A 26,931-nucleotide genomic window follows, 5' to 3' on the forward strand; every position below is an offset into this window, starting at 1 on the left:
TGCGGGGCGTTATACCCCGCATGAAAACCGTCACTGAATTTCCCCGCAAGGTCGTCGAATTTCCGGATATGGGCATCGTCATGCCGGATGGCTGCCGGCTGTCGGCGCGGCTGTGGATGCCGGCCGATGCTGCCGACGATCCGGTGCCGGCGATTCTCGAACACCTGCCCTACCGCAAGCGCGACGGCACCATCTTTCGCGATCAGCTGACGCATCCCTATTTCGCCGGCCACGGCTACGCATCGATCCGCGTCGACATGCGCGGCAATGGCGATTCCGAAGGGCTGATGGACGACGAATATTCCGAGCAGGAATTGCAAGATGCTTGCAATGTGATCGCCTGGGCGGCGGCCCAGCCCTGGTGCAACGGCAATGTCGGCATGATGGGCATCTCCTGGGGCGGCTTCAATTGCCTGCAGACGGCAGCCAAGCAGCCGCCGGCGCTGAAGGCTGTCATCAGCCTGTGCTCGACCGTCGACCGCTACGCCGACGACATCCACTACAAGGGCGGCTGCCTGCTGATCGAGAATTTCGGCTGGGCCTCGACCATGCTGTCCTACTCCTCGCGGCCACCGGATCCGCTGCTGGCCGGCGACAACAGATGGCGCGACCTGTGGCTGACCCGGCTGGAGAACCAGCCCTTCCTGGCGCCGCTGTGGCTGAAGCATCAGCACCGCGACGCCTATTGGAAGCGCGGCTCTATCTGCGAGGACTATTCCGCCATCCAAGCCGCCGTGCTGTCGATCGGCGGCTGGCATGACGGCTATCGCAACACCATTTCCCATCTCGCCGCCAATATCGAGGCGCCGGTCAAAGGCATCGTCGGCCCGTGGATCCATAAATACCCGCATTATGCGGCACCTGAACCGCGCATCGGTTTCCTGCAGGAGGCGTTGCGCTGGTGGGACCGCTGGCTGAAGGGCACCGACACCGGCGTCGAGGCCGACCCGGCCTACCGCGCCTATGTGATGGACAGCGTCCGTCCGGCGCGCTGGCATCCGGAGCGACCCGGCCGCTGGGTCGCGGATCCGGTGTGGCCGTCGCCTGATATCAAGACGCAGGAAATCGAGCTGATACCCGAAGGCAGCGAGCCGGTCATCGTCGCTTCGCCGCAAAGCTGCGGCCTTGCCGGCGGCGAATATTTTCCCTTCACCTTCGGCCCGGAACTGCCCGGTGACCAGCGCCCCGACGATGCGCTGTCGGTATGCTTCGACCAGCCGGTCCTCACCGAAGCGATCGACATTGTCGGCGCGCCGGAAGTGCTGGTCAGGGTTTCGTCGGACCGGCGCCAGGCTAACATCGCCATCCGGCTGTGCGACGTGCATCCCGACGGCGCGTCCGAGCTGATCTCCTATGGCGTGCTCAACCTGACGCACCGCAACTCGCACGAATTCCCGCAAGCGCTGGTGCCAGGCGAAACCGTCACCGCCCGGGTCGTGCTCGACCAATGCGCCTATCGCGTGCCGGCAGGTCACCGCCTGCGTATTGCCGTTTCGAACGCCTACTGGCCGATGATCTGGCCATCGCCGGAGCCGGTCCGGCTCGATCTGGCGACGGCAACGCTGATGCTGCCGCTGCGCCCGCTGGCGCAAGGCGATGAAGTCACGTTCCCCACGCCTGAGGCAGCCGCGCCCTGGGCGACCGAAACGATCCGCTCTGCCAATTCCGAACGTCGTGTCGATCGCGACGAAAAGACCGGGAAAATCACGCTTTCCATCGTCGACGATTTCGGCGAGGTGCGCGATCTGGAGCATGGCCTCGCCAATGGCAGCATCGCGAGAGAGACATGGGCGATCCATCCTGACGATCCGCTGTCAGCGTCGGGCAAGACGCACTGGACGCAAACGCTGTCGCGAAATGGATGGTCGGTGCGCACCGTAACATCAGCCGAGATGCGGTCCGACGCGCAAAACTTCATGGTTAACGCCAGAATCGAAGCCTATGAAGGCGAGAAACTGGTTTTCGAGCGCAATTTCGACGAGAAAATCCCGCGCGCACTGCTTTGAGCGCTTATGCGGATTGGTCCAATTGCGACGTACGATTTACGCCACGGCATGTCGCATTCGGTCTTGCTTACGGCGCACCCTTGCGGTCATTATTCCCCTCACAAGAAACGATAAAAACGACCATAAGGTCGAACCAACAGAGTGAGGAACTCAACATGTCAAACGAACTGGAATTCCTTAGCTGGCGCGTCGCATCCGGCAAACTGAGTCGTCGTGATTTTCTCGGCCGGGCGGCAGCGCTCGGTGTCACCGCGACCTTCGCCAACTCGCTGCTTTCAAGTGCAGCGCGCGCCGCGGGTCCGGTCAAGGGCGGCTCGCTGAAGGCGGGCCTCGTCGGCGGCGAATCCACCAACAGCCTCGACCCGGCGCTGATGATGACGCAAGTGCCGTTCGCGTTCGGCAAATGCTGGGGCGAAATGATCGTCGAGCTCTCGCCCGAGGGCAAGCTTGAGAACCGCATCGCCGAGGAGATCGGCTCATCGGACGACGCCAAGGTGTGGACGCTGAAGATCCGCGACGGCGTCGAATTCCACAACGGCAAGACGGTCACCGCGGAAGACGTGGCCGCCACGCTCGAACGCCATTCCGACGAGAAGTCGAAGTCCGGCGCGCTCGGCTACATGAAGGGCATCGAGACCATCAAGGCCAGCGGCAAGGAAGTGGTGCTGACGCTGAAGGAGGCGAATGCCGACCTTCCCTATCTGCTCAGCGACTATCACCTGATCGTCCAGCCCAACGGCGGCAAGGACAAGCCCGATGCCGGCATCGGCGCCGGGCCTTACAAGATCACCACCAACGAGCCTGGCGTGCGTCATGGCGGCGAGCGTTTCGCCAATTACTGGCAGGGCGACAAGATGGGCCATGCCGACCAGGTCGAGGTCATCGTTATCAACGACGCCACGGCGCGTACGTCGGCCCTGCAGGGCGGCCAGGTCAACATGATCAACCGCGTCGAGCCGAAGATCGTCGACCTGATCAAGCGTCTGCCCGGTGTCACCATCCGCAACCATGCCGGCCCCGGCCACTACGTGTTTATCATGCATTGCAACACAGCGCCGTTCGACAACAACGACCTCAGGATGGCGCTGAAGCTGGCGATCGACCGCGAGGAGATGCTGGACAAGATCCTGCGTGGCTATGGTTCGCTCGGCAACGACTTCCCGATCAACGCGTCCTATCCGCTGTTTACCGAGATCGAGCAGCGCAAATACGACCCCGACAAGGCCAAGTTCCACTACAAGAAGTCGGGGCACGACGGCACCGTGCTGCTCAGGACCTCGGATGTCGCCTTCCCCGGCGCCGTCGACGCCTCCCAGCTCTTCCAGCAGAGCGCGGCCAAGGCCGGCATCAAGATCGAGCTCAAGCGCGAGCCCGGCGACGGTTACTGGAACGAGGTCTGGAACAAGCAGCCCTTCTCCGCCTCCTATTGGGGCGGCCGCTCGACCCAGGACCAGATGTATTCGACCGCCTATCTGTCGACGGCCGATTGGAACGATACGCGTTTCAAGCGCCCGGACTTCGACAAGATGGTGCTGGCGGCGCGCGCCGAGCTCGATGAGACCAAGCGCAAGCAGATGTATCACGACATGGCTGTCATGGTGCGCGACGAGGGCGGCCTCATCCTGCCGATGTTCAACCAGTTCATCGACGCGACGGGTGCCAAGGTCGCCGGCTGGGTGGACGATCCGCATCAGGAACTGATGAACGGCTACGCTCTGGCGAAGTGCTGGCTCGAAGCTTGAGCCTGGCCTTGCGGATATGTCCTCACCCATTGTGAAACTGGTGGCCCAGCGCCTTGCGCTGGGCATCCTTCTCTTGTTGGCCGTCTCGGTCCTGATCTTCGCCGGCACCCAGATCCTGCCCGGCGACGTCGCGCAAGCCATTCTCGGACAGTCGGCGACACCGGAGTCGCTTGCCAATCTGCGCGAGCAGCTCGGCCTCAACGATCCGGCCTTTATCCGCTATTTCCGCTGGCTCGGCGGCGTCGTGACCGGCGATCTCGGCACCGCGATGTCGAGCGGGCAGGATATTGCGACGTCGATCAAGGGGCGGTTGTGGAACACGCTGTTCCTCGCCTTCTGGGCGGCGGTCGTGGCCGTGCCGCTGGCGATCATCCTCGGCCTGATTGCGGTGCGTTACCGCAATGGCTGGGTCGACAAACTGATCTCCGGACTGGCGCTTGCCTCGACATCCTTTCCCGAATTCTTCATCGGCTACGTGCTCGTCTATTTCTTTGCCGTGAAATACCAGATCTTCCCCGGCATCTCGACGGTCTATGACGGAATGCCTTTCGGCGAACGCATGCAGGCGATCATGCTGCCGGCGGCAGCACTGACGCTGGTGGTGCTCGCCCACATGATGCGCATGACGCGAGCCGCGATCCTGAACGTCATGCAATCGGCTTATGTGGAAACCGCCGAGCTCAAGGGGCTTTCTGCATTCGCCGTCATCCGCAGGCATGCCTTTCCCAATGCGATTGCGCCGATCATCAACGTCGTCATGCTCAACCTCGCCTACCTGATCGTCGGCGTCGTCGTGGTCGAGGTGATCTTCGTCTATCCGGGCATGGGCCAATATCTCGTCGACCACGTCACCAAGCGCGACGTGCCGGTGGTGCAGGCGGTCGGCCTGATCTTCGCCGCTGTCTACATCAGCCTGAACATCATTGCGGACATAGCGGCGATCGTCGCCAATCCGCGCCTCAGACATCCGAAATAAGGGGAGCGGGCATGCTCGACATAAAACGCATCCCCATCCCGGCGCTGATCGGCCTGGTGCTGACGGCATTGTTCGTGCTGGCGGCGATCTTCGCCCCCTGGATCGCGCCGTATGGCAATGGCGAGATCGTCGGCGACGTCTGGGGACCGATGTCGGCGACACATTGGCTGGGCACCGACAATCTCGGCCGCGACCTTCTTTCGCGCATGATCTACGGCGCCCGCGTCACGCTGTTCATCGCGGTGCTGGCCACCGCGCTGTCCTTCTCACTCGGCGCCATCCTTGGCTTCTCGGCGGCGGTTTTCGGCGGCTGGTTCGACACGCTGATGTCGCGCCTTGTCGATCTCCTGATGTCGATCCCGACGCTGATCATGGGCCTCGTCGTGCTCTCCGTGCTGCCAACCAATCTGGTGACCCTGATCCTGGTCATGGGTATCCTCGACTCGACCCGCGTCTACCGCCTGTCGCGGGCGGTCGCCGTGGACATCAACGTCATGGATTTCGTCGAGGCGGCCAAGCTGCGCGGCGAAGGCAGCGCGTGGATCATCTTCCGCGAGATCCTGCCCAACGCGTTGTCGCCGCTGGTTTCGGAACTCGGCCTGCGCTTCATCTATGCCGTGCTGTTCCTGTCGACGCTGTCCTTCCTCGGCCTCGGCGTGCAGCCGCCTAGCGCCGATTGGGGCGGCATGGTCAAGGAAAACAAGGACGGCATCGTCTTCGGCATAGCGGCGGCACTCATCCCTGCGGCGGCGATCGCGATGCTGGCGATTTCCGTCAACCTTGTCGCCGACTGGGTGCTCAACCGCACGACAAGCCTGAAGGGAGGGCGCGGATAATGGCTGACCAGCGAGCAAAGTCCATGCTGCTCGATATCCGTAATCTGCGCATCGAGGCCACGGTGTTCCCGCCGGGCGAGGCGCCGAAGAACATCGTGCTGGTCCACGACGTCTCGCTGACGCTGGAGAAGGGCAAAGTGCTCGGCCTGATCGGCGAGTCCGGCGCCGGCAAGTCGACCATTGGCCTGGCGTCGATGGGCTATGGCCGCGGCGGCGTGCGCATCACCGGCGGCGAGGTCATACTGAACGGCCGCGACATCCTCAAGGGCGGCAAGGAGGGTTTTCGCAAGCTGCGCGGCCGCGAGGTCTGCTATGTCGCCCAATCGGCTGCCGCCGCCTTCAACCCGGCGCACAGACTGATGGACCAAGTGGTCGAGGCGACGCTGCTGCATGGCACGGCGACGCGGGCCGCGGCCGAAAAACGCGCCATCGCGCTGTTCAAGAAGCTCAGCCTGCCGAACCCCGAAAGCATCGGCGAGCGCTTTCCGCACCAGGTGTCCGGCGGCCAGCTGCAGCGTGTGATGACGGCGATGGCGCTGTGCTCCGAGCCCGACCTGATCGTCTTCGACGAGCCGACCACGGCGCTCGACGTGACGACGCAGATCGACGTGCTGGCGGCGATCAAGGACGCCATCCGCGACACCCATGTCGCGGCGCTCTACATCACTCACGACCTTGCCGTCGTCGCGCAGGTCTCGGACGAGATCATGGTGCTGCGCCATGGCCGGCTGGTCGAATGGGGCGGCACCCGCCAGATCATCAAGGAACCGCGCCAGGAATACACCAATGCGCTCGTCTCGGTGCATGAGATCGAGCACCAGGAGCAGAAGCCCGGCACGACGCCGTTCCTGTCGGTCAAGAACATCACCGCCGCCTATGGCCGCAGCCATATCAAGGTGTTGAAGAACGTCTCGGTCGACATCTATCCGGGCCAGACGCTGGCGGTGGTCGGCGAGTCCGGTTCGGGCAAGTCGACGCTGGCGCGCGCCATCACCGGCCTTCTGCCACCCGAAGAAGGCACCGTCACCTTCGATGGACGTCCGCTCGCCAACCGGCTTGCCGATCGGCCGAAAGAGGATCTGCGCCAGTTGCAGATGATCTACCAGATGGCCGATGTCGCGATGAACCCACGTCAGACCGTCGGCACCATCATCGGCCGGCCGCTCGAGTTCTATTTCGGTCTCCGTGGAAGGCAACGTGACGCCCGCGTTGCCGAGCTGCTCGACAAGATCGAAATGGGCAAGGGCTTTGTCGACCGCTACCCGGCCGAGCTTTCCGGTGGCCAGAAGCAGCGCGTCTGCATCGCCCGCTCGCTCGCCGCCAAGCCGAAGCTGATCATCTGCGACGAGGTGACCTCGGCGCTCGACCCGCTGGTGGCCAACGGGATCCTGAAGCTGTTGCTCGAGCTGCAGAAGGAGGAAAACGTCGCCTATCTGTTCATCACCCACGACCTCGCCACGGTGAAGTCGATCGCCGATTCGATCGCGGTGATGTATCGCGGCGAGGTGGTGCGCTACGGCGCGAAGAGCCAGGTGCTGGCACCGCCCTTCGATGCCTATACCGATCTGTTGCTGTCCTCAGTCCCCGAAATGGAGATCGGCTGGCTGGAAAAGGCCATCAAGGGACGGCGCATGGCCAGCGCGGGGAATTAGACACACCGGTGGCGCTGAAGACAAAACTTCTGCTGATCATCCTCGACGGCGTGCCTTACCGCAACTGGCGCCGGCTGATGGGCAACCTCGAGGGGTGGGTGCAATCGGGCGAAGCGCGCGTCTGGAAGATGCGTTCCGTGCTGCCGTCGACCTCGGCCTGCTGCTATGCCTCGATCCACACCGGCGTGGCGCCGCAGGTGCATGGCATCCTGACCAACGAGAACCGGTTCCGCGTCGAGCAGCCGGATATCTTCTCCGAGGTCAGCAGGGCCGGCGGCAAGACAGGTGCGGTCACCCATTCCTACTGGTCAGAATTCTTTCGGGCCTATCCGTTCGATCTGGTCGAGGATATGGAATTCGACGAGCCGGGCGGGCCGATCACGCATGGCCGGTTCCACACCATGACCGGCTACAATGCCCGAAACCAGATGACGCCGAGCGACGTCGACCTGTTCGCGACGCTGACGATGCTGATCAGACGCCACGGCATCGACTACGGCATCCTGCACACCTGCACACTGGACTCGATGGGCCACCGCTTCGGCCACGACTGCCACGAGATGGACCACGCCGTTTATGCGATGGACGGCATGTTGGCCAGCTTCCTGCCGAGGTGGCGGGACGGGCTACGAGGTGACCGTCACCGCCGATCACGGCCAGACCGATCGCGGCCATCATGGCGGTCATGACGACGCGATGCAGGATTTTGCGCTGTATTATTTCGGACAGGGCAAAGGTCCGGAGGCCGACACGCTGTTAGACCAGCTGCAGCTTGCGCCTACGGTGCTTGCGCGACTCGGCGTGCCGGTGCCCGCGACAATGAAGGCCAGGCCGTTCCTCGACTGAGCGCGCGTCTTCCCTTCGCCCCCTTGTGGGAGAAGGTGGATTGTCGCGAAGCGGCAAGACGGATGAGGGGTGTTCCAGCTGGACGAACACCCCTCATCCGTCGCCTTCGGCGACACCTTCTCCCACAAGGGGAGAAGGAAAGACCGCCTCTGGCAACGCTGCCGCTCTTCGGCTAGCTTTCAGAGAATTCCGGGCGGATAGCGGTGAACCTTTTTGGTCCGATCAGCGACAGAGCAGACAGGAGCCAGGCGGCTCGACCGGCCATGACGGCAGCGACGGAAACCGATCGCGCGCTTGTCGGCCGGGTCGCGAAGGGCGATCGTGCCGCCGTGCGGCTCCTGTTCATGCGCCACCACGCGCGGGTCTACCGCTTCGTGGTGCGCCAGACGGGATCGGAAATGATGGCCGACGATATCGCCAACGAGGTGTTTCTCGAACTCTGGCGCCAGGCGCCTGGCTTCGAGGGGCGCTCCGAAGTCTCGACATGGCTGCTCGGCATCGCCCGCTTCAAGGCGCTGTCGTCGCTGCGCAAGAAAAAGGAAGACTGGATCGACGACGATGACGCGGCCCAGATCGCCGACGGCGCCGATACGCCGGAAGTCGTCACCATGAAGGAAGACAAGGGCGCCGCGTTGCGGCGCTTCGTCGATGCCTTGCCGGAAGAACACCGAACGGTGATCGACCTTGCCTATTACCACGGACAGTCGGTGAGCGAGATCGGCGAGGTGCTCGGCATTCCGGTCGCCACCGTCAAGACCCGGATGTTCTACGCCCGCAAGAAACTCGGCGAGGCCCTCAAGGCAGCCGGTTACGACAGGGGGTGGCCATGAGCGCCGCTGAAAAGATGTCGCGCCGCGATGAAATGGAAACGCTGCTGCCGTTTTATCTGAACGGCTCGCTGGAAGGTGCGGAGCTCGAAGCCGTCGAGGAATGGCTGGCGACCGACCCGGCGGCGCCTGCCGCACTCGGCGAGGCCGAAGCCGAATTCTCCAGCACCGCTGCATCCAATGAGGCGATCCGTCCGCCGGCCGATGCGCTCGGCCGCTTCGCCCGGGCGCTCGAAGCCGAGGCCGGCCCGGTGCGCGCGCCGGCGTCGTCGTCCTGGCTGGCACAGGTGTGGGGCCGCTTCACGGCGGTGCCCGCCGGCGTCGCCTGGGCTGCGGCCGCGGCTCTGCTGGCGCTTGTAGTCGTGCAGTCGTTTGAGCAGCCCGGCGGCATCGACAGCGATTTCGAAATTGCCGGCCAGCAAGGCGATCTGGCCAAAATGCCGTTCGTGCTGGTGAAGTTCAAGCCGGATGCGAAGGTGGCCGACATTGTCGCTTTTTTTGGCGAACACCAGCTGAAGATTGCCGGCGGCCCGACCGCCGAGGGCGTGTTCCGCCTTGGCATCCCGGCGACGACCGCACCCGACTATGAAAAAGTGCTCGGCCTTATTGCCGCCCAGCCTTTTGCGGAGGCCGTGGTCGAGGGAAGGAAACCGGTCGATGGCGGCTAGAGCGGTCATCCGATTTGCGGCGCTGCTCGTAGCGGCGATGATGATTACTGCTGCGCCTGCCTTGGCGCAGACCAATGATCCGAACCTTACGCAGACGGAAATAGACTGCCTCAACCGGGGGACGGCGGCGGCCGATTGCATCGAGGACGACACAAAGGATAACAACGGCGAAAGGCCCGGCGCAGGTTCCGCCGCGACAAATGCGGTGTTTCTTCCCGCGCTGATCGTCGACCTGTTCCCCAATCCTATCGGCGGCGGCCAAGCTCCGCTGCCGACGCCCGATCCACGCCGCGATCCGGCCAGCGGTGCGTTGCCGCCGCCGGTCCCGCCCGCCGGTGCGGCAGCGATACAGGCCGCCGCTCCGGGCGGTCCAATCGTTTCGCCCACCGATTTCGTCGCGGCCGAACCGCCGCGCGCCGTCGTCGGTGATTTCGTGCCCGACGAGGTGCTGGTGACGGTGGATGGCGATGCTGTCCAGCAGATCGCAGCTTCGTTTGGCCTCGAGGTGCGCTCGCAGCGCCATTCTCAGCTGCTCGGCACCACGCTGGTGCGCTTCGGCATTCCCGACGGCCGGCCGGTCGGAGTCGTGCTGGCGCAGCTTGCCGCCGACGGCCGCACCTTGCGGCGCGAGCCTAACCATATCTACTCGCTGCAGCAGGCAGCAACCATCGTCAATTATGCCTTCGAGCGCATCGCGCTCGATTCGAGAGAGGCGAGCGGCGAGAATGTACGCATCGCCGTCATCGACACCGCCATCGACGATACCAATCCAGCACTAAGCGGCGTCATCGCCGATCAGTTCGACGCCATGCCCGACGTGCCGATAGAGGCGCGCGATCACGGCACCTCGATCGACGGCCTGATCGCCGGCGTCGGCGCGCTCAAAGGCATGGCGCCGGGCGCCAGGATCTATCACGCCCGCGCCTTCGAGGGCGGCAAGTCGACCATGGACGTCATCCTGGCGGCGCTCGACTGGGCGGCGGAGCAGAATGTCCGCATCATCAATATGAGCTTCGTCGGCCCGAAGAACGACCTGCTCGGGGTCGCCTGCCGCAACGCTCGGGCGTTCGGCATCGTGCTGGTCGCCGCCGCCGGCAACAACGGACCGAAGGCGCCCTACGGCTACCCGGCCGCTTTCGACGGCGTCATCGCGGTCACCGCCACCAATGCGAGGGACGGGCTGATGCAGCAGGCCAATCGCGGCGCCTACGTCTTCCTTTCCGCTCCCGGCGTCGAGATGGTGGCGCCGAGCGGCGCCGGTTCGGATGTGGTCACCGGCACCTCGTTTGCCGCGGCGATCGTGACCGGCGCCATCGCCAACCTGTTGCATGCCGCTCCCGACCGTTCCGCCGACTGGGTCGAGAAAGCGCTGGCCGCCACCGCCAGGGATCTCGGCCCCAAGGGCAGGGACAATGACTTCGGCTATGGATTGCTGGACACCAAGGCGGCCGAGGCGTCGAAGGAATAGGTCTAACGCTTCAAGCTTCTGTTTTATGCATTATCGCAAACCGCAGCATTTTTGGGCGACATGGAATAGGCTCAAAACTCGTTGCCGCAGATGGCCGAGATGGGTGGTTTCCCGACATCCATGTGGCCCCTAAGATAGAGCAATGCGTGAACCGGATTTCCAATTGGACGGGTGGTGCCTGGATGATGGCGAGGAATATCATCGGGCGTCGCCGAACACATTCTGGATACCCGATTCGCACGAACGAGAAGGGTTGCAACCGGGAGATCTCGCGAAACTGATCTTTCGAATTTCGGTCGATGATGAGAATGAACCCGTCGCCGTAGAGCGCATGTGGGTGCTGGTGCGTGAGCGGATCGACGGAGGCTACTTGGGTGTCCTCGATAACGATCCGTATGCAGTTGCTCAGAATGATGAGCTTTGGAGTGGGGTTGAGTTACCGTTTTCCGCCCGTGATGTGATCGATATTCGCGAACGTGACGAAAAAACCATTGCCTTGGCCGCACAAACACCGAAGAAGCGTTGGCCTCAAACGTGATTGCGGTCTTATGTCTGCAACGGGTCGAACTCGGTCGCTCAGAGTGATTGGAATTTGATCCCTACGTCGGCGCGCCGGCGACCGATCCCCTGATCACCAGATCGACCGGCCAGACTTCGCCGCGGGCACCCTCCTCCAATCCGGAAATCCGCGCCGCCAGCCGCTCGGCGATGCGTGCGCCGGCCAAGCGGATCGACGAGCGCGTCGTCGACAACGGCACCGAGAAATTTTCCGGCTTCAGCCAGGGGAAGACGTCGTCATGGGCGATCAGCGACAGGTCGCCCGGAATGGTCAGGCCGAGATCGCGCACCGCACGCACGACGCCGAGCGCCATGATCAGGCTGGAGCAGGCGATCGCTGTCGGCGCATCGCTTTGCTCAAGCAAGCGCCTGGCGGCGCGGTAGCCGTTCTCCTCGGTCATGGCGAGGGAACAGACATGGCCTTCGCCAAGCGCCAGCCCGCTCGCCGCCAGCGCCCGGCGCACGCCATGCTCGCGGTGAATGGCGAAGGTCTCACGGTCGTCGCCGTTGATCAGCGCCAGCCGCCGGTGACCGAGCTGGACGAGCAGCCGAGCCGCTTCGTGGAAGGCGCCCTCATTGTCGATGTCGGTGAAGGGGTAGTCGAAATCGAGCCCTTCGCTGCGGCCATGGACGATGAAGGGGATGCCGAGCGTGCTGACCAGCGCCACCCGCCGGTCGGCAGGCCTCGGCGAGGAGATGTAGACGGCGTCGACCTGCCGGTTGGCGACGATGCGCCGGTAGGTCGTCTCCTGGTCGTCGGCATCGGCCGGGGACAGCACCAGGTCGAGTTCGTGCGAACGGGCGTAGTCGCCGAGGCCGGACAGGAACTCGACGAAATGCGGGTCGATGTCGACGGCCGTCCCGGTCGGCAAGACATAACCGATCATCCCGGTCTTGCCGGTGGCCAGCCGGCGCGCGCTTGGGTTGGGGCGGTAGCCGTGGCGCTTGGCGGCGTCGATCACCCGCCGGCGCGTTTCCTCGTTGACTTCCGGGTAGCCGTTCAGCGCGCGGCTTACCGTTGTCTGCGAAAGCGCCAGCATATGGGAGAGCTGTTTGAGGTTCACCGGAGGCCTCCAAGCCCCAAAGCGCTTTTAACGATAGATTGCCGGCCCGCCACGGGCAGCACTGCCTATGCAAAGACCATAAGCACCGTTTCTGACCGGTTTGAAGCAAAATTTGCTGTTGCAGCGCCAAAAAAGCATGCTGCAGCGCACTTTATTTGCTCTCGGTCGCCTGGAATTGATCGATTGTCTCACCAGCCTCTTGACTCCTGATCGATTCAGTGGCGTGATCGAAAAGCCCAAAGCGCTTTGGAAGGCTCTTCGAAAGGTTGCGGTTCCTTTCCGACTGAGTCACAGTCCTGCAGCGTCGGCGGACGGAATGGAGGTTTCGTCCGAGTGTTTTGTGACCACTGGGAGGAATACCGATGAAGAAAATGCTTCTGCTGGGCGCCGCGTTTGTCGCGCTCGCCCTGGGCGCGCCGGCGCAAGCCGAACTGAAGTTCAAGCCGGGCGAGGACCCCCGCTTCAACTGGGCGAACTACGAAGAGCTCAAGAAGGTCAACCTCAAGGGCGAGACGCTATCGATCTTCGGGCCATGGCGCGGCGAGGACGAGGGCCTTGTGCGCACCGTTCTCGACTATTTCTCGGAGGCCACCGGCGCCGAGATCAAATACTCCTCGTCGGAAAATTACGAACAGCAGATCGTCATCGACACGCAGGCCGGCAGCCCGCCCAACATCGCCGTGCTGCCGCAGCCGGGCCTGATCCAGGATCTGGCGTCCAAGGGCCTGCTGACGCCGCTCGGCGACGACACCGCCAACTGGATCAACGACAATTACGGCGCCGGCCAGTCATGGGTCGATCTCGGCACCTTCAACGACAAGGACGGCAAGCCGGGCTTCTTCGCCTTCCCCTACAAGGCCGACGTGAAATCGCTGGTCTGGTACTCGCCGGACAATTTCGAGGAAGCCGACTACGAGGTGCCGAAGACGCAGGAAGAGCTCGCCGAGCTCGAAAAGAAGATCATCGCCGACGGCGGCACGCCATGGTGCATTGGGCTCGGTTCAGGCGGCGCCACCGGCTGGCCGGCGACCGACTGGGTTGAGGACATCATGCTGCGCACCCAGACGCCCGAGACCTACGACAAGTGGGTGAAGAACGAGATTCCGTTCAACGACCCCGCGGTGGTCAACGCCATCGATATTTTCGGCAAGATCGCGACCGACGACAAGATGGTCGACGGCGGCGCCAAGGCGGTTGCGGCGACCGACTTCCGCGACAGCCCGAAAGGCCTGTTCTCAGTGCCGCCTAAATGCTACTTGCATCATCAGGCGTCGTTCATCCCGACCTTCTTCCCGGAAGGCACTGAGGTCGGCCAGGACGCCGACTTCTTCTACTTCCCACCTTACGCCTCCAAGCCTGACCTCGGCACCCCGGTGCTCGGCGCCGGCACGCTGGCTATGATCACCAAGGACTCGAAGGCCGCGCGCGCCTTCATCGAATTCCTGAAGATGCCGCTCGCCCATGAGATCTGGATGGCCCAGGGCGGCTTCGTGACGCCGTTCAAGTCGGTCAACAAGGAGGCCTATGCCAGCGACGCGCTGAAGAAGCAGGGCGAAATCCTTGCCGAAGCCTCGACCTTCCGCTTCGACGGGTCCGATCTGATGCCGGGCAAGATCGGCGCCGGCGCCTTCTGGACCGGCATGATCGATCTCGTCGGCGGCAAGCCCGCCCAGGATGTCGCCACCGACATCCAGAAGAGCTGGGACGCGATCAAGTAGGCGGCCCCGGCTGGATATGCGGACTACCGATCCTGCAAGGATCCGGGCTTCCGTGGCCCGGATCCGACCGGCGGCCCGCGCCGCAGCAATTTTTATGAGCACATTCCGGCATGACGCGCGACCAGCAAGAGCAGAACCCTGCCTTGCATCTGGTCGCGTTCCAAACAACTGAATCGGCCCATGATCCCGTCGCCAAAGCCATTCTCGACTGGCGGATCATGCGCAGAGGGAGGGACCCATGGCGGCTCAGATTTTCTCGGCCATATTCGTCATCATCGCCGGCGTTGGCGGCTGCGTCGCCTATTTCTGGGGCGCCAACAAACTGGTGGACATCATCTTCCCGTCGCGCGGCGTCGCAGGTGCTGCGGCCATCGACAATCTGCGCCGGCAGGGGCTGATCCGGCCGTGGCTGTTCGTCGGTCCGGCCATGATCATCCTCACCATCTATCTGATCTATCCGGTCGTGGAGACGCTCAGACTGTCGTTCCTCGATCGCGGCGGCGCCAATTTCGTCGGCTTCACCAACTATGAATGGGCGTTCGGCGATCGCGAGTTCCGCAACTCCATCCTCAACAACATCATCTGGCTGGCGGTCGTGCCTGCCGCCTGCACCTTCCTCGGGCTGATCATCGCCGTCCTCACCGACAAGATCTGGTGGGGCACCATCGCCAAGAGCCTCATCTTCCTGCCGCTGGCCATCTCCTTCGTCGGCGCTAGCGTCATCTGGAAATTCATCTATGAGTATCGCGGCGCAGGGCAGACGCAGATCGGCCTGCTCAACGCCATCATCCAGTATTTCGGCGGCCAGCCTCAAGTCTGGATATCGCTGCCGTTCTGGAACAATTTCTTCCTGATGATCATCCTGATCTGGATCCAGACCGGCTTTGCCATGGTCATCCTGTCCTCCGCCTTGCGGGGTATCCCCGAAGAGACGCTGGAAGCGGCCGTCATCGACGGCGCCAATCCGTTCCAGATCTTCTGGAAGATCATGGTGCCGCAGATCTGGGGCACGATTGCCGTCGTCTGGACCACCATCACCATCCTGGTGCTGAAGGTTTTCGACATCGTGCTGACCATGACCAACGGCCAATGGAACAGCCAGGTTCTGGCCAATCTGATGTTCGACTGGATGTTCCGCGGCGGCGGCGATTTCGGCCGCGGCGCCACCATCGCCATCATCATCATGATCGCGGTCATTCCGATCATGATCTGGAACATCCGCCAGGCCAACAAAGAGACGGGAGGACATTGAGATGGCCGCGTCGACCGGAAAATCCTTTGCCAGCCGTTTCGGCGTCCATATCGCGGTCTTCATCTTCGTCGCGATCTGGACCGTGCCGACGCTCGGCATTCTCGTCTCATCGCTGCGCGACAAGGATCAGATCATCGCCTCAGGCTGGTGGAACTCGTTCGCCAGTTCCACCCAGACGGAAGCTGGCCGGCTGCCACCCGCCTCGGCGCAAGTCGAGAAGGACGGCAAGTTCGTCCTCGAGGGCAACATCTTCGGCGACGATCCGGCCCGCGACATCAGCGCCTTCGGCGTCAAGTCGGCGGCGCCGACGCAATATCCCGCCGGCACGACAGCCGATCTCGGCGACGGCGAGACCTTGCAGCTCAATGCCGACGGCAGTTTTGTCATGACCTCAACGAAGCCCTTCGAGGGCGAGCGCGGCCAGCGCGTCTACTATGCCTCGTCGGCACCGCCGAAATTCACCACCGACAATTACAATACGGTGCTGTTTTCGGAAGGCATCGGCCGCTCCTTCATGAATTCGCTGACCGTCACCATTCCGGCGACGGTCATCCCGATCCTGATCGCGGCGTTCGCAGCCTATGCGCTGGCCTGGATGCGCTTTCCCGGCCGGGCGTTGCTCATCGCGGTCATCATCGGCCTGTTGGTGGTGCCGCTGCAGATGTCGCTGATCCCGCTGCTGAAGCTCTACAACGGCGTCGGCAGCTTCTTCGGCGTGCCGTCGAAAACCTATCTCGGCATCTGGCTGGCGCATACCGGCTTCGGCCTGCCCTTCGCCATCTATCTCCTCAGAAGCTACATTGCCGGCCTGCCGCGCGAAATCATGGAATCGGCGCGCATCGACGGCGCCAGCGATTTCGAGATCTTCGTCAAGATCGTGCTGCCGCTGTCGTTCCCGGTGCTGGCCTCCTTCGCCATCTTCCAGTTCCTCTGGGTCTGGAACGACTTGCTGGTCGCGATGGTTTTCCTCGGTACCGAGGGCGACCAGATCGTGCTGACCGCCAAGCTTAACGCGTTGCTCGGCTCGCGCGGCGGTGACTGGGAGATCCTGACGACATCGGCCTTCATCACCATTGTCGTGCCGTTGATCGTGTTCTTCTCGCTGCAGCGCTATTTCGTCCGCGGGCTGCTCGCCGGCTCGGTGAAGGGAGGTTGAGATCATGCAATCCGCTGTGAAAGCAACCCCGAAACCCGACCTCGCCGTCGACCGCGACTGGTGGCGAGGTGCCGTGATCTACCAGATCTATCCGCGCAGCTATCAGGACTCGAACGGCGACGGCATCGGCGACCTCAGGGGCATCATCGGCAGGCTGCCCTATATCGCGGCGCTCGGCGTCGATGCCATCTGGATCTCGCCGTTCTTCAAGTCGCCGATGAAGGATTTCGGCTATGACGTATCCGACTATTGTGACGTCGATCCGATGTTCGGCACACTGGCCGATTTCGATGCCCTGACCGCTGAGGCGCACAGGCTCGGGCTCAAGGTGATGATCGACGAGGTGCTGTCGCATACCGCCGACATCCATCCGTGGTTCAAGGAAAGCCGATCGAGCCGCACCAACCCGAGAGCGGACTGGTATGTCTGGGCCGACGCCAAGCCCGACGGCACACCACCCAACAACTGGCTGTCGATCTTCGGCGGCTCGGCCTGGCAGTGGGATACCAGCCGCCAGCAATATTACCTGCATAATTTCCTGGCCGAGCAGCCCGATCTCAACTTCCACAGCCGCGCGGTCCAGGACGCGCTGCTCGACGTCACCCGCTTCTGGCTGGAGCGCGGCGTCGACGGCTTCCGCCTCGACACCATCAACTTCTACTTCCACAGCCAGGGCCTGGAGGACAATCCGCCGCTGCCGCCCGAACAGCGCAACGACCAGACTGCTCCTTCCGTCAACCCGTACAACTACCAGGACCATCTCTACGACAAGAGCCGCCCCGAAAACCTCGGTTTCCTCGAACGCTTCCGCGCCCTGCTCGACGAATATCCGGCGACGGCCGCGGTCGGCGAAGTCGGCGATTCGCAGCGCGGGCTGGAAGTGGTGGCGGCCTATACCGCCGGCGGCAAGCGCGTGCACATGTGCTATTCGTTCGACTTCCTGGCGCCCGAAAAGATCAGTGCGGCAAAGGTGCGTTCTGTGCTGGAGGCCTTTGGCAAGGTCGCCAGCGACGGCTGGTCGTGCTGGGCCTTCTCCAACCATGACGTGATGCGCACTGCCTCGCGCTGGGCGGCCGGCGAGGCCGACCGGACCGCTTATCTCAAGGTGATCTCGGCGCTGCTGATGTCGCTGCGCGGCTCGGTCTGCATCTATCAGGGCGAGGAACTTGGTCTTGGCGAAGCGGAATTGCAATTCGAGGATCTGCGGGACCCCTACGGCATCCGCTTCTGGCCGGAATTCAAGGGCCGCGACGGCTGCCGCACGCCGATGGTCTGGAATGGCGCCGACAGCAATGGCGGCTTCTCCAAGGCAAAGCCATGGCTGCCCGTGCCCGCCAAGCACCTTTCACAAGCGGTCGATGTGCAGCAGGGCGACAACAGCTCGCTGCTCGAACATTACCGGCGCTTTCTTGCCTTCCGCCGTTTACATCCGGCGCTGGCCAAGGGCGAAATCGACTTCATCGAAAGCCAGGGCGATACGGTCGCCTTCACGCGCCGCGAGGGCAACGAGCAGATCGTCTGCGCCTTCAATCTCGGCAGCCGACCGGCCGAAATCGATCTCGGCGGACGCTCGCTGCAGCCCTTGCCGGGGCACGGGTTTCCGGGACAGACTGACGCCGGCTCTATCCACCTCGGCGGCTACGGCGCCTGGTTCGGGCGTATCGACTGAGTTTGCAATTCACTGGAGGGAATCATGGCCGATGTCACGCTAAGGCAAGTGAAGAAATCATACGGCAATCTCAACATTCTCCACGGCATCGACCTCGACATAAAGTCGGGCGAGTTCATCGTCTTCGTCGGCCCTTCGGGCTGTGGCAAGTCGACCTTGCTGCGGTCGATCGCCGGGCTTGAGGAAATCACCTCCGGCGAACTCAAGATCGACGGCGAGGTGGTGAACGACGTGCCACCGTCGAAGCGCGGCATCGCCATGGTCTTCCAGTCCTATGCGCTCTATCCGCACATGACCGTCTACGACAACATGGCGTTCTCGATGAAGATCGGCAAGGAGAGCAAGGCCGAGATCGACAAGCGGGTGCGCCAGGCGGCGGAAATCCTGCAGCTGACCAAATATCTCGACCGCCTGCCCAAGGCGATGTCGGGCGGCCAGCGCCAGCGCGTCGCCATCGGCCGCGCCATCGTGCGTAACCCGAAGGTCTTCCTGTTCGACGAGCCGCTGTCGAACCTCGACGCGGCACTGCGCGTCGCGACCCGCATCGAGATCGCCAAGCTCAAGGAGTCGATGCCTGCTACAACGATGATCTATGTCACCCACGACCAGGTCGAGGCGATGACGCTGGCCGACCGCATCGTCGTGCTCAAGGAGGGTCATATCGAGCAGGTCGGCACGCCGATGGAGCTCTACAAGAAACCCGGCAATCTGTTCGTCGCCCAGTTCATCGGCTCGCCGGCCATGAACATCCTGCCGGCGACGATCGACAAATCAGGCAGCCCGACGATCGTCAGCCATGTCGGCGGGCGCAAGGCGACGGTGCCGATCGCCACGCCGGCGTCGGCGAAGGGCGCTTCGGTGAGCTTCGGCGTGCGGCCGGAGGATCTGATGATCGCCACCGGCGCGGATTATCTTTTCGAGGGGACAGTGGACTATGTCGAGCAGCTCGGCGAGGTCCAGCTCGTCTATGTCGACATCGGCCGCGCCGACCTGCCGCTGGTGACCAAGCTGCCCGGCAATGTCGAGGTCAAGCGGGGTGCTGCGCTGCGGTTGAATGCCGATGCCGGCGACCTGCATATTTTCGATGCCGACGGACATTCCTTCACACTCCACAAGGCGGAAGCAAAGGCAGCCTGAGGGCGGCAGCCTAACTGCTGGAAACAGGCAGTTTGGCGAAGGCAAAAACAAGAGCGGCGGGCAAAGCCCGCTGCTCTTGTGCATTCAGGTCGCTGTTAGCGGCCGAACAGGTTCCGGTCACTGCCCTGCGGGGCGGACTTCTGTACGTCGCCCGACGAATTGAGCAGCTTGTAGACCGGCGAGCCGGTATTGCTTACCGAAGACGTCTGCGTGTTGTCGACGTTGACGGTCGCCTGCTTGTTGATGTCGGTTCCGCCAACGTTGTCGTTGCGGGCATAGGCGCTGCCGGCACCAATCAAAAGTGCCGCGGCGGTAAGAACGATCTTCTTCATTTCAGTAATCCTGGATTTTCGTATCCCATCAGCGCGGCGGCCGCGGTCTTTGTGAAAGACAATGCCACCGCTGCTGTTGGGATCGACATTAGTTGTTGCCGAAGAGGTTACGGTCGCTGCCGTTGACGGGCTTCTCGTCAGCCGGAACCGGATTCTGCGCCGAAGCCGAATTCTGAATCGAAGCCGTGTACGAGCTGTTGTCGACCGCAGCGGCCGGCTGGTTGGCGCCGTTCGATCCAAAGTTGTCGCTGCCGGCAAAAGCGCTGCCGGAGACGGCCAGGATGGCGGCGGTGGCAAGAATGATCTTCTTCATTTCTAGTACTCCTGAATTTTTCAGATCCCGAGCGGCGGACTGGCCGCCGCTTTTGATGTTTGGACCAGCTGTTAATTGTTGCCGAAAAGGTTGCGGTCGGCACCCTGGACAACGGGCTTTTCAGCGTGAGCCGGCTTCTGAATGGAAGCCGTGTACGAGCTGTCGACCGCGGCTGCGGGCTGGTTGGCGCCGTTGGACCCATAATGGTCGCTGCCAGCGGCAAAGGCGCTACCGGTGATGGCCAGAACGGCGACGGCAGTAAGAGCAATCTTTTTCATTTTTGGTACTCCAGTATCTTAATTTTCCGTCCGTCTAGCGGCGTGTCTTGGGAGGAATTCGCGTCGTTCGGACAGCCCCGATGTGGGAAGGCCATCCGGCGGATTCCAATCACGAAGTTGTTCCGTGTGGACCAAGAATCTACACCTTGAAATTGTACCAGAGGCTTCTATCTCATTCATTTTCTGTTTTGTTTTCAAAGGTTTATGTCAACGAGGCTAATCGACCATTAGACGGATTGGCGGACCTGCGTTCACAGCATCATGCACGCATTGTCAACAGAAACGAACCGTTCGGTTCGATTTTAGAAGCGGCTTAAAAAGCCTGTGCTGAGTTGTTGTCGAATCGTTAACCATTTCGGGGCGCTGCAATGGTCAAATCCGGCATGCTTTCAGGACCGGCAGCGCTCGCAGCAGGCGCAAATTTCATCTTCCTCAAATCCCAGCCCACAGGTTTCGCCAGCGGTGTCGCGCCGCATGGATACGATGTCGCTTTCATGCCGACAGTCAGCCGGCCATCATGATTAGATCACGCCATCTCAGGTGCCGCTTGGTGACGACGAAGCGGAGAATTGGGAAGCCGGTCAGAACCCGGCGCTGCCCCCGCAACGGTGGTGGAGTTCAAGTCGCAACGGGAGACCACTGGGCCACAAGCCTGGGAAGGTGTCGCGACCGTCCGCAAGGACACTCCAGAGCCCGGAAACCAGCCCGAGATTTCTAGACTCGACTGATCGCGGTGGGCGGTCAAGAGGTGGATAGTGCATGCCCGGCCCTGTCGCCGGCTTGCGGCCGATCCTCCCTCCATCACCACCAGTTCAGTCCTTGAAAGCGAGGACAGGACATGGATGCGCGCAACGACATGCTGAGGCTCTTGCACGGCCGCAGGCAAGGCTATTCGCTCGAGCAGCCCTTCTACACCGATCCCGATTTCTTCAAGCTCGACATGGAGCTGATCTGGTATCGCGACTGGCTGTTCATCGGCCACGATTGCGAATTGCCGAAGCCGGGCAGTTTCATCACCGCCCAGATCGGCGACTATCCGGTCGTGCTGGTTCGCGACCAGCAAGGCAAGATCAATGCCTTCCACAATTCCTGCCGGCATCGCGGCAGCCGCGTCTGCAACGCCGACAAGGGTACGGCGGCGAAGCTCGTCTGCCCCTATCATCAGTGGACCTACGAGTTGGACGGCCGGCTCTTGTTCGCAAGGCAGATGGCGGACGGCTTCGACAAGAGCCAGTTCAGCCTGAAGCCGGTGGCTTGCGAAAGCATCAGTGGCTACATCTTCATCTGCCTGGCCAAGGAGCCCGCCGATTTCGCGCCGATGCGCGCCATGATCGAGCCTTACCTCCTGCCGCACCGGCTGCGCGAGGCAAAGGTCGCCTTTGAATCGACCATCGTCGAGAAGGGCAACTGGAAGCTCGTCTGGGAGAACAACCGCGAGTGCTACCATTGCGCCGGCAACCATCCCGAACTGTGCAAGACATTCCCGGAAGCGCCGACCGTGACCGGGGTGCAGGGCGCCGACAGCGATCCGGAGATGCTGGCGCACTGGGGGAAATGCGAGGCGGCGGGTTTGCCGAGCAAGTTCCGCATCGATCCGGCCGGGCAGTATCGCGCCACTCGTGCGCCGCTGCTGCGCGACGCCGTCAGCTACACGATGACGGGGAGACGTGCGGTGAGGAAGAACCTTTCCGACAGCGTTTCCACCGAGCGTATCGGCTCGCTGCTGCTCTACCACTATCCGACGACCTGGAACCATATCCTCGGCGATCATGCGGTCACCTTCCGCGTGCTGCCGATCAGTGCCACGGAAACGGCCGTCACAACCAAATGGCTTGTCCACAAGGACGCAGTCGAAGGCGTCGATTACGATCTCGCCGATCTCACCCATGTCTGGACCGAGACCAACGACCAGGACCGCCGCATCGTCGAGGAAAACGCCTTCGGCATCCTGTCGCCGGCCTATGAGCCCGGTCCCTATTCGGAATTGCATGAAGGCGGCGTCATCCAGTTCGTCGAATGGTACGCCTCCTTCATCGGGCCGCGCCTTGCCGAGGACGGCCGGCCGGCGTTGCGCAGCGTCGCCTGAGCGAGGTCAAGGGGATGAATGCGATGACGTACCTCGGGCTCTACCGCCATCTCGACGAGATGGCGCCCTGGAACGACAGGCTCCAAGTGCTGGAAGTGATCGGCGTCAGCGACGAGGCGCCTGACGTGAAGACCTTCACCTTCCGCTCCGACAACCAGACCTGGTTCCGTTACAGACCGGGGCAGTTCGTGACGTTGGAACTGCCGACCACCGAGGGCCCGCTGATGCGGACCTATACGCTGTCGTCCTCGCCGTCGCGGCCGTTCTCGATCGCGGTGACGGTGAAAGCGCAGGCCGGCAGCATCGGCACGCGCTGGATGTTCGACAATCTGATACCCGGCGTTCACGTGAAGGCCTATGGGCCGGCGGGCGACTTTTCGCTGCACAGCCATCCCGCGGCCAAGTATCTGTTCATTTCGGCCGGCTCCGGCGTGACGCCGATGATGTCGATGCTGCGCTGGCTGAATGACTGCGCGCCATGGACAGATGTCGGCTTCGTCAACTGCGCGCGAAAGCCCGAGGAGATCATCTTCCGCAAGGAGCTCGAGCTGCTCGGCAGCCGCATGCCGGGCCTGACGCTCGGCTTCATGATCGAGGAGCGGTCAAGCCGCGAGGGCTGGTTCGGCCATATGGGCCGGATCGACGCGATACGACTGCCGCTGCTGGCGCCCGATTTTCGTGAGCGCGAAATTTTCTGCTGCGGCCCCGACCCGTTCATGCGCGCCGTGCGGCAGATGCTGGAGGCGGCCGGCTTCGACATGGCCAACTATCATCAGGAAAGCTTTGCGACCCCAGGGGTGGAGGAAATACCGGCCCCGTTCGGTTCGCCGGCAGAGGGTGGGCCGGCAAAGGGTGGGGTCGAGATACCTACTGAGGCCGCAACGCCGATCCGCTTTTCGCTTTCGGATGTCGATGCCGACTGCGTTGCCGGCCAGACCGTGCTGCAGACGGCACGCGCTTCGGGCGTGCGCATCCCGGCGGCCTGCGAGTTCGGCCTGTGCGGAACCTGCAAGGTGAAAAAGGTCTCGGGCACAGTCGAGATGAGCCACAATGGCGGCATCCTCGATCACGAGATCGACGACGGGTTTATCCTAGCCTGCTGTTCGAAGCCGCTGGCGGCGCTGGAAATCGAGGCCTGACCGGCGGGGCGGCTAAAGCGCATCGCGTTTGGCCGGCCTTATGCGACGCGCTGTTGTTTTTATGCATGTCGTTATCGCAAAACCGCTGCACACTTTTGCGCGACATGCATTAAACCCCGTAGCGCTCGGTGCGGATGAGGCCTGCCGGAACGCCGGCATCGATCAGCGCCTGGGCGGCGGCCGATACGAAAGCATTCGAGCCGCAGACAAAGGCGAACCTTGGCGGCGCGGGCAGTCGCACCATCGATTGCTCTATTACCGCGGCATCGACGCGCCGCGAATAGTCGGTCGGGCGCTGGGCCGGCTCGCGGGTCAGCGTCAGCACCAGATCGAACCCGTCCCGGCGATCGTGGAAGTCGATCAGCTCGTCGCGAAAGATCACCTCGTCCCAGATCCGTGCGGAAAACACCAGTGCCGCTGTCACCGCCGATTCGCGCGCGGCGCGATGGCGGATCATCGCCATCAGCGGCACCACGCCCGACCCGCCGCCGACCAGCAGAAGCGGTCCGCCATCGCTGTCGGACCAGATGAAGTGGCCACCGAGCGGTCCGCGCAATTCGACCTCGTCGCCAACCGCCGCGATATCGTGGAAGAACGGCGAGACCTCGCCATCATCGAGCCTTTCGATCGCCAGTTCGATCGTCTCGCCGGCTTCCGGTGCCGAGGCGATGGAGTAGGAGCGGCGCGCCTGATAGCCGTCCGGCGCCGTCAGCCTGACATCGACATGCTGCCCGGCACGATGGGCGAAGGGCCGCGACGGCTCGAGGAAAAAACTGGTGACGCGCGGCGTGCGCTTTTCGATGCGGCTGATGGTGACCGTCTGCCAAGGCGACTGCGCCGGCCCGTCGCTCATGGATCGCCCGTATAGCGCTGCTCGCGCCACGGGTCGCCATAGATGTGATAGCCGCGCAGCTCCCAGAACCCGGGCTCGTCACGCTCGGTGAACTGCAGCCCATTCAGCCATTTGGCCGATTTCCAGAAATAGAGATGCGGAACCAGCAGCCGCGCTGGTCCGCCATGGTCCGGCGTGATCGGCTTGCCTTCGTAAAGCAGTGCCACCATCGCCTTGCCGGCGGTGAGATCCTTCGTCGGCACGTTGGTGGTGTAGCCGTCGAAGGACAGCGCCAACGTGAAGGGGCTCAGTGGCTCGATGCCGGCATCCGCCAGAATATCGTCGACCAGCACGCCTTGCCACGCCGTGTCGAACTTGGTCCACGCGGTGACACAATGGATGTCGCGCGTCATCCTGGTCAAAGGCAGCGCGTTGAACTCTGTCCAATTCCACTTCTTGATCGGCCGCGGTCCGTGCTTGAGCGTGAACGACCATTCCTCGGCGCGCACATGCGGCGTCGGCCCGGCCGACAGCACCGGAAACCCTTGCTCGAGATACTGCCCCGGCGGGATACGCGCATCCGCATCCGTCGGGGGCTTTCGTCCTGAAGAGAAACCGCGGGTGACCATCGAAACGATCCGTTTGCTTGAGGCCGTCTGTCGGCCCTCACCAGTCTTCTCGAAGATGCTCTGCCGGGCAACCCGAATCTTGGCTGCAACGTCGCGGCCATGCGCCGCTTCAGCCGTTGGCGAAGGGCACGGCGACGAAGATCTGCGCGTCGCCGCGTTCGACGAGCAGGAGCACGGACTTTTTGCCAGCCTTTCCGGCCTGCGCGATCGCCTGGTCCGCCTGCCTGGCGTCCCGCACCGGCGCCTGATTGACGGCGACGATGATGTCACCCGGCTGGATACCGGAAGCCGAGGCCGCCTTGTCAGGATTGACGCTCTCGACCAGCGCGCCGCGCTGGTTGGACGCCAGGTTCATCGCCTGTCGGACATCCGGGGTGACGTCCATCAGACCGAGGCCGATCGCAGGCGCACGAAGGCCCGGCTGTGCGGACGGTGCCTCTGGTCCGCCGCCCACCGATGCCGTCTGCACATCGTCTCCATTGCGCCCGACATCGACGGAAATTTCGACAGTCTTTCCTTTGCGCCAGATATCGAGCGTTTCCGTGGCGCCGGGCGAGACGTCGGCAACGGCACGCGACAGGTCCTTGGGATCCTTTATCTGCTGACCGGCGAAGCTGGTGACGACGTCGCCGGTTTCGATCCCGGCTTTTGCCGCCGGCGAGCCGTCAGTAACCGCGGAAACCAGCGCACCGCTGGGTTGATCGAGGCCGACAGCGCTCGCCATATCGGGCGTCACCGGCTGAATCTGGACGCCGAGATAGCCGTATTGAATGGAGCCACCCTTCATCAGCTTGGCGACCACCTTTTGCGCCTGGTCCGACGGGATGGCGAAGCCGACGCCGACGCTGCCGCCATTCGGCGAAAAGATCGCCGTGTTGATGCCGACGACGTTGCCGCTCACATCCATCAGCGGACCGCCTGAGTTGCCGTGGTTGATCGGTGCGTCGATCTGAATGAAATCGTCAAACGGCCCGCTGTGCAGATCGCGGCCGCGCGCCGAGACGATGCCGGATGTAACCGTGGTGCCGAGGCCGAACGGGTTGCCGAAAGCGAGCACCTGGTCGCCCGGCATGAGCTTGTCGGAGTCGCCCCATTTGACGGTCGGCAAAGTCTTGTCGGATTTGATCTTGAGGACGGCGAGGTCGTTCTTGGCGTCGCGACCAACCAGGTCGGCGGGAAGTTCGGTGCCGTCGTCGAGAGTGACCTTGATCGACGTGGCGCCGTCGATGACGTGATTGTTGGTGACGATGGTGCCATCGGCGGCGACGATGAAACCGGAACCGAGCGCCTCTGCGCGGGGCGCCTGCTGCGGCGGCGGTGTCCTGGGGCCGGGCAGTCCCTGGTCGCCGAAGAACTGGCGGAAATAGTCGTCGAAGGGTGAGTTGTCGCCGAACGGAGCAGCGTCGCTCATGGTCTCCGACTGTGCCTTCATGACAGTGGTGATCGTCACCACTGCCGGTTTGTCGGCCGCCACGATCGGGGCAAACGATCCATTGGGCACCGTCATCCCGGTGACGGGAGGGGTCACTGTTTCTGCCAGAGCGCCATTCAGTCTGGGGGCGAGGGGCACGATGAAAGGGCTGACAATCACTGCGGCGCCCAGCAAGGCGGCGACGCGATGTCTGCGAAGAATGTGGATGGGTGACATGGCCGTTGTCCGGGCGAGAAATTGGTCGGGCACCGTGGCGTTCCGGTTGGGGAATCGCCCATTCGGCGTGTCGAGGGTCGTCTTGCCTGTCTCGCCTGG

23 protein-coding genes, 1 pseudogene and 1 riboswitch are annotated in these 26,931 nt (G+C 63.0%); of the genes and pseudogenes, 17 read left to right on the forward strand and 7 right to left on the reverse strand.

The annotated features are described in order from the left end of the window. Window positions 1–20: 20 nt before the first annotated feature. From IHQ72_RS01405 to IHQ72_RS01450, 10 genes and pseudogenes are all read left to right on the forward strand, one after another. Entirely contained in the window at window positions 21–2,006 is a 1,986-nt protein-coding gene (locus IHQ72_RS01405) for a CocE/NonD family hydrolase (protein WP_258120809.1), read from the forward strand. A gap of 155 nt (window positions 2,007–2,161) precedes the next feature. After that, window positions 2,162–3,748 (forward strand): ABC transporter substrate-binding protein, encoded by a 1,587-nt coding sequence (locus IHQ72_RS01410; RefSeq protein WP_258120810.1) that lies wholly within the window; start codon window positions 2,162–2,164, stop codon window positions 3,746–3,748. A 16-nt stretch (window positions 3,749–3,764) separates the two neighbouring features. Continuing rightward, complete coding sequence (locus IHQ72_RS01415) at window positions 3,765–4,724, forward strand: ABC transporter permease (RefSeq protein ID WP_258120811.1); 960 nt, start codon at window positions 3,765–3,767, stop codon at window positions 4,722–4,724. Window positions 4,725–4,735: 11 nt separating this feature from the next. Then, complete coding sequence (locus IHQ72_RS01420) at window positions 4,736–5,560, forward strand: ABC transporter permease (protein ID WP_258120812.1); 825 nt, start codon at window positions 4,736–4,738, stop codon at window positions 5,558–5,560. Then, a complete protein-coding gene (locus IHQ72_RS01425; protein WP_258120813.1) occupies window positions 5,560–7,212 on the forward strand; it encodes an ABC transporter ATP-binding protein in 1,653 nt (550 codons plus the stop codon). Before IHQ72_RS01420 ends, IHQ72_RS01425 begins: the two co-directional genes overlap by 1 nt. 8 nt (window positions 7,213–7,220) lie before the next feature. Next, window positions 7,221–8,058: pseudogene (locus IHQ72_RS01430) on the forward strand (alkaline phosphatase family protein). Between the two features lie 263 nt (window positions 8,059–8,321). Continuing rightward, a complete protein-coding gene (locus IHQ72_RS01435) occupies window positions 8,322–8,888 on the forward strand; it encodes a sigma-70 family RNA polymerase sigma factor (RefSeq protein WP_192355652.1) in 567 nt (188 codons plus the stop codon). Further along, window positions 8,885–9,553: an anti-sigma factor gene (locus IHQ72_RS01440; RefSeq protein ID WP_258120814.1), complete on the forward strand. Its 669-nt coding sequence runs from the start codon at window positions 8,885–8,887 to the stop codon at window positions 9,551–9,553. The genes IHQ72_RS01435 and IHQ72_RS01440 overlap by 4 nt, the downstream gene beginning before the upstream one ends. Next, window positions 9,543–11,021 (forward strand): S8 family serine peptidase, encoded by a 1,479-nt coding sequence (locus IHQ72_RS01445; RefSeq protein ID WP_258120815.1) that lies wholly within the window; start codon window positions 9,543–9,545, stop codon window positions 11,019–11,021. The genes IHQ72_RS01440 and IHQ72_RS01445 overlap by 11 nt, the downstream gene beginning before the upstream one ends. A 142-nt stretch (window positions 11,022–11,163) precedes the next feature. Beyond that, window positions 11,164–11,559: a DUF2314 domain-containing protein gene (locus IHQ72_RS01450; RefSeq protein WP_123146300.1), complete on the forward strand. Its 396-nt coding sequence runs from the start codon at window positions 11,164–11,166 to the stop codon at window positions 11,557–11,559. Between the two features lie 61 nt (window positions 11,560–11,620). Here IHQ72_RS01450 and IHQ72_RS01455 read toward each other — a convergent pair whose 3' ends face one another. Beyond that, window positions 11,621–12,643, reverse strand: coding sequence for a substrate-binding domain-containing protein (locus IHQ72_RS01455; RefSeq protein ID WP_258120816.1), 1,023 nt, complete (start codon window positions 12,641–12,643; stop codon window positions 11,621–11,623). Window positions 12,644–13,005: 362 nt separating this feature from the next. On the opposite strand from IHQ72_RS01455, the gene IHQ72_RS01460 reads away from it, so the two are divergent. The 5 genes from IHQ72_RS01460 to IHQ72_RS01480 all read left to right on the forward strand — a co-directional run bounded on the left by IHQ72_RS01460 (window position 13,006) and on the right by IHQ72_RS01480 (window position 19,575). Further along, on the forward strand, window positions 13,006–14,361 hold the full coding sequence (locus tag IHQ72_RS01460; protein ID WP_258120817.1) for an ABC transporter substrate-binding protein: 1,356 nt from the start codon (window positions 13,006–13,008) through the stop codon (window positions 14,359–14,361). A 238-nt stretch (window positions 14,362–14,599) separates the two neighbouring features. Beyond that, on the forward strand, window positions 14,600–15,613 hold the full coding sequence (locus IHQ72_RS01465) for a carbohydrate ABC transporter permease (protein ID WP_258120818.1): 1,014 nt from the start codon (window positions 14,600–14,602) through the stop codon (window positions 15,611–15,613). A 1-nt stretch (window position 15,614) separates the two neighbouring features. After that, window positions 15,615–16,769: a carbohydrate ABC transporter permease gene (locus IHQ72_RS01470; RefSeq protein WP_258120819.1), complete on the forward strand. Its 1,155-nt coding sequence runs from the start codon at window positions 15,615–15,617 to the stop codon at window positions 16,767–16,769. A gap of 4 nt (window positions 16,770–16,773) precedes the next feature. After that, window positions 16,774–18,438, forward strand: a complete 1,665-nt coding sequence (bglA, locus tag IHQ72_RS01475; protein ID WP_258120820.1) for a beta-galactosidase BglA — start codon at window positions 16,774–16,776, stop codon at window positions 18,436–18,438. Window positions 18,439–18,462: 24 nt separating this feature from the next. Beyond that, complete coding sequence (locus tag IHQ72_RS01480; protein WP_258120821.1) at window positions 18,463–19,575, forward strand: ABC transporter ATP-binding protein; 1,113 nt, start codon at window positions 18,463–18,465, stop codon at window positions 19,573–19,575. 95 nt (window positions 19,576–19,670) lie between these two features. Here the strand turns inward: IHQ72_RS01480 and IHQ72_RS01485 are convergent, their stop codons facing one another. The 3 genes from IHQ72_RS01485 to IHQ72_RS01495 form a co-directional block, all read right to left on the reverse strand. Further along, window positions 19,671–19,907 carry a DUF680 domain-containing protein gene (locus IHQ72_RS01485; protein ID WP_258120822.1) on the reverse strand — a complete coding sequence of 79 codons (237 nt, stop codon included), beginning with the start codon at window positions 19,905–19,907 and terminating at the stop codon, window positions 19,671–19,673. Window positions 19,908–19,995: 88 nt separating this feature from the next. Further along, entirely contained in the window at window positions 19,996–20,220 is a 225-nt protein-coding gene (locus tag IHQ72_RS01490) for a DUF680 domain-containing protein (RefSeq protein WP_192361296.1), read from the reverse strand. Window positions 20,221–20,291: 71 nt separating this feature from the next. Next, window positions 20,292–20,498 carry a DUF680 domain-containing protein gene (locus IHQ72_RS01495; protein ID WP_258120823.1) on the reverse strand — a complete coding sequence of 69 codons (207 nt, stop codon included), beginning with the start codon at window positions 20,496–20,498 and terminating at the stop codon, window positions 20,292–20,294. 521 nt (window positions 20,499–21,019) lie between these two features. After that, window positions 21,020–21,221, forward strand: a riboswitch (cobalamin riboswitch). A gap of 115 nt (window positions 21,222–21,336) precedes the next feature. Here IHQ72_RS01495 and IHQ72_RS01500 point away from each other — a divergent pair. Then, on the forward strand, window positions 21,337–22,584 hold the full coding sequence (locus tag IHQ72_RS01500) for an aromatic ring-hydroxylating oxygenase subunit alpha (RefSeq protein ID WP_258120824.1): 1,248 nt from the start codon (window positions 21,337–21,339) through the stop codon (window positions 22,582–22,584). Between the two features lie 23 nt (window positions 22,585–22,607). Further along, the gene (locus IHQ72_RS01505; protein WP_258120825.1) at window positions 22,608–23,723 is read left to right on the forward strand and encodes an FAD-binding oxidoreductase; all 1,116 of its coding nucleotides are present in this window, start codon (window positions 22,608–22,610) and stop codon (window positions 23,721–23,723) included. Window positions 23,724–23,832: 109 nt separating this feature from the next. On the opposite strand, the gene IHQ72_RS01510 is transcribed toward IHQ72_RS01505, so the two are convergent. The 3 genes from IHQ72_RS01510 to IHQ72_RS01520 form a co-directional block, all read right to left on the reverse strand. Next, complete coding sequence (locus IHQ72_RS01510) at window positions 23,833–24,576, reverse strand: FAD-binding oxidoreductase (protein ID WP_258120826.1); 744 nt, start codon at window positions 24,574–24,576, stop codon at window positions 23,833–23,835. Next, entirely contained in the window at window positions 24,573–25,184 is a 612-nt protein-coding gene (locus IHQ72_RS01515; protein WP_258120827.1) for a molybdopterin-dependent oxidoreductase, read from the reverse strand. Before IHQ72_RS01515 ends, IHQ72_RS01510 begins: the two co-directional genes overlap by 4 nt. 109 nt (window positions 25,185–25,293) lie before the next feature. Further along, a complete protein-coding gene (locus IHQ72_RS01520) occupies window positions 25,294–26,832 on the reverse strand; it encodes a DegQ family serine endoprotease (protein WP_258120828.1) in 1,539 nt (512 codons plus the stop codon). Window positions 26,833–26,931: the final 99 nt, after the last annotated feature.

The organism is Mesorhizobium onobrychidis, assembly GCF_024707545.1.
Taxonomy (GTDB): Bacteria; Pseudomonadota; Alphaproteobacteria; order Rhizobiales; family Rhizobiaceae; genus Mesorhizobium; species Mesorhizobium onobrychidis.

Excerpts from the sequence above, each read along its gene's own strand:
- IHQ72_RS01405 (WP_258120809.1), top strand. The coding sequence starts at position 21 with ATGAAAACCGTCACTGAATTTCCCCGCAAGGTCGTCGAATTTCCGGAT.
- IHQ72_RS01410 (WP_258120810.1), top strand. The coding sequence starts at position 2,162 with ATGTCAAACGAACTGGAATTCCTTAGCTGGCGCGTCGCATCCGGCAAA.
- IHQ72_RS01415 (WP_258120811.1), top strand. The coding sequence starts at position 3,765 with ATGTCCTCACCCATTGTGAAACTGGTGGCCCAGCGCCTTGCGCTGGGC.
- IHQ72_RS01420 (WP_258120812.1), top strand. The coding sequence starts at position 4,736 with ATGCTCGACATAAAACGCATCCCCATCCCGGCGCTGATCGGCCTGGTG.
- IHQ72_RS01425 (WP_258120813.1), top strand. The coding sequence starts at position 5,560 with ATGGCTGACCAGCGAGCAAAGTCCATGCTGCTCGATATCCGTAATCTG.
- IHQ72_RS01435 (WP_192355652.1), top strand. The coding sequence starts at position 8,322 with ATGACGGCAGCGACGGAAACCGATCGCGCGCTTGTCGGCCGGGTCGCG.
- IHQ72_RS01440 (WP_258120814.1), top strand. The coding sequence starts at position 8,885 with ATGAGCGCCGCTGAAAAGATGTCGCGCCGCGATGAAATGGAAACGCTG.
- IHQ72_RS01445 (WP_258120815.1), top strand. The coding sequence starts at position 9,543 with ATGGCGGCTAGAGCGGTCATCCGATTTGCGGCGCTGCTCGTAGCGGCG.
- IHQ72_RS01450 (WP_123146300.1), top strand. The coding sequence starts at position 11,164 with ATGCGTGAACCGGATTTCCAATTGGACGGGTGGTGCCTGGATGATGGC.
- IHQ72_RS01460 (WP_258120817.1), top strand. The coding sequence starts at position 13,006 with ATGAAGAAAATGCTTCTGCTGGGCGCCGCGTTTGTCGCGCTCGCCCTG.
- IHQ72_RS01465 (WP_258120818.1), top strand. The coding sequence starts at position 14,600 with ATGGCGGCTCAGATTTTCTCGGCCATATTCGTCATCATCGCCGGCGTT.
- IHQ72_RS01470 (WP_258120819.1), top strand. The coding sequence starts at position 15,615 with ATGGCCGCGTCGACCGGAAAATCCTTTGCCAGCCGTTTCGGCGTCCAT.
- bglA (WP_258120820.1), top strand. The coding sequence starts at position 16,774 with ATGCAATCCGCTGTGAAAGCAACCCCGAAACCCGACCTCGCCGTCGAC.
- IHQ72_RS01480 (WP_258120821.1), top strand. The coding sequence starts at position 18,463 with ATGGCCGATGTCACGCTAAGGCAAGTGAAGAAATCATACGGCAATCTC.
- IHQ72_RS01485 (WP_258120822.1), bottom strand. The coding sequence starts at position 19,907 with ATGAAGAAGATCGTTCTTACCGCCGCGGCACTTTTGATTGGTGCCGGC.
- IHQ72_RS01490 (WP_192361296.1), bottom strand. The coding sequence starts at position 20,220 with ATGAAGAAGATCATTCTTGCCACCGCCGCCATCCTGGCCGTCTCCGGC.
- IHQ72_RS01495 (WP_258120823.1), bottom strand. The coding sequence starts at position 20,498 with ATGAAAAAGATTGCTCTTACTGCCGTCGCCGTTCTGGCCATCACCGGT.
- IHQ72_RS01500 (WP_258120824.1), top strand. The coding sequence starts at position 21,337 with ATGGATGCGCGCAACGACATGCTGAGGCTCTTGCACGGCCGCAGGCAA.
- IHQ72_RS01505 (WP_258120825.1), top strand. The coding sequence starts at position 22,608 with ATGACGTACCTCGGGCTCTACCGCCATCTCGACGAGATGGCGCCCTGG.
- IHQ72_RS01510 (WP_258120826.1), bottom strand. The coding sequence starts at position 24,576 with ATGAGCGACGGGCCGGCGCAGTCGCCTTGGCAGACGGTCACCATCAGC.
- IHQ72_RS01515 (WP_258120827.1), bottom strand. The coding sequence starts at position 25,184 with ATGGTCACCCGCGGTTTCTCTTCAGGACGAAAGCCCCCGACGGATGCG.
- IHQ72_RS01520 (WP_258120828.1), bottom strand. The coding sequence starts at position 26,832 with ATGTCACCCATCCACATTCTTCGCAGACATCGCGTCGCCGCCTTGCTG.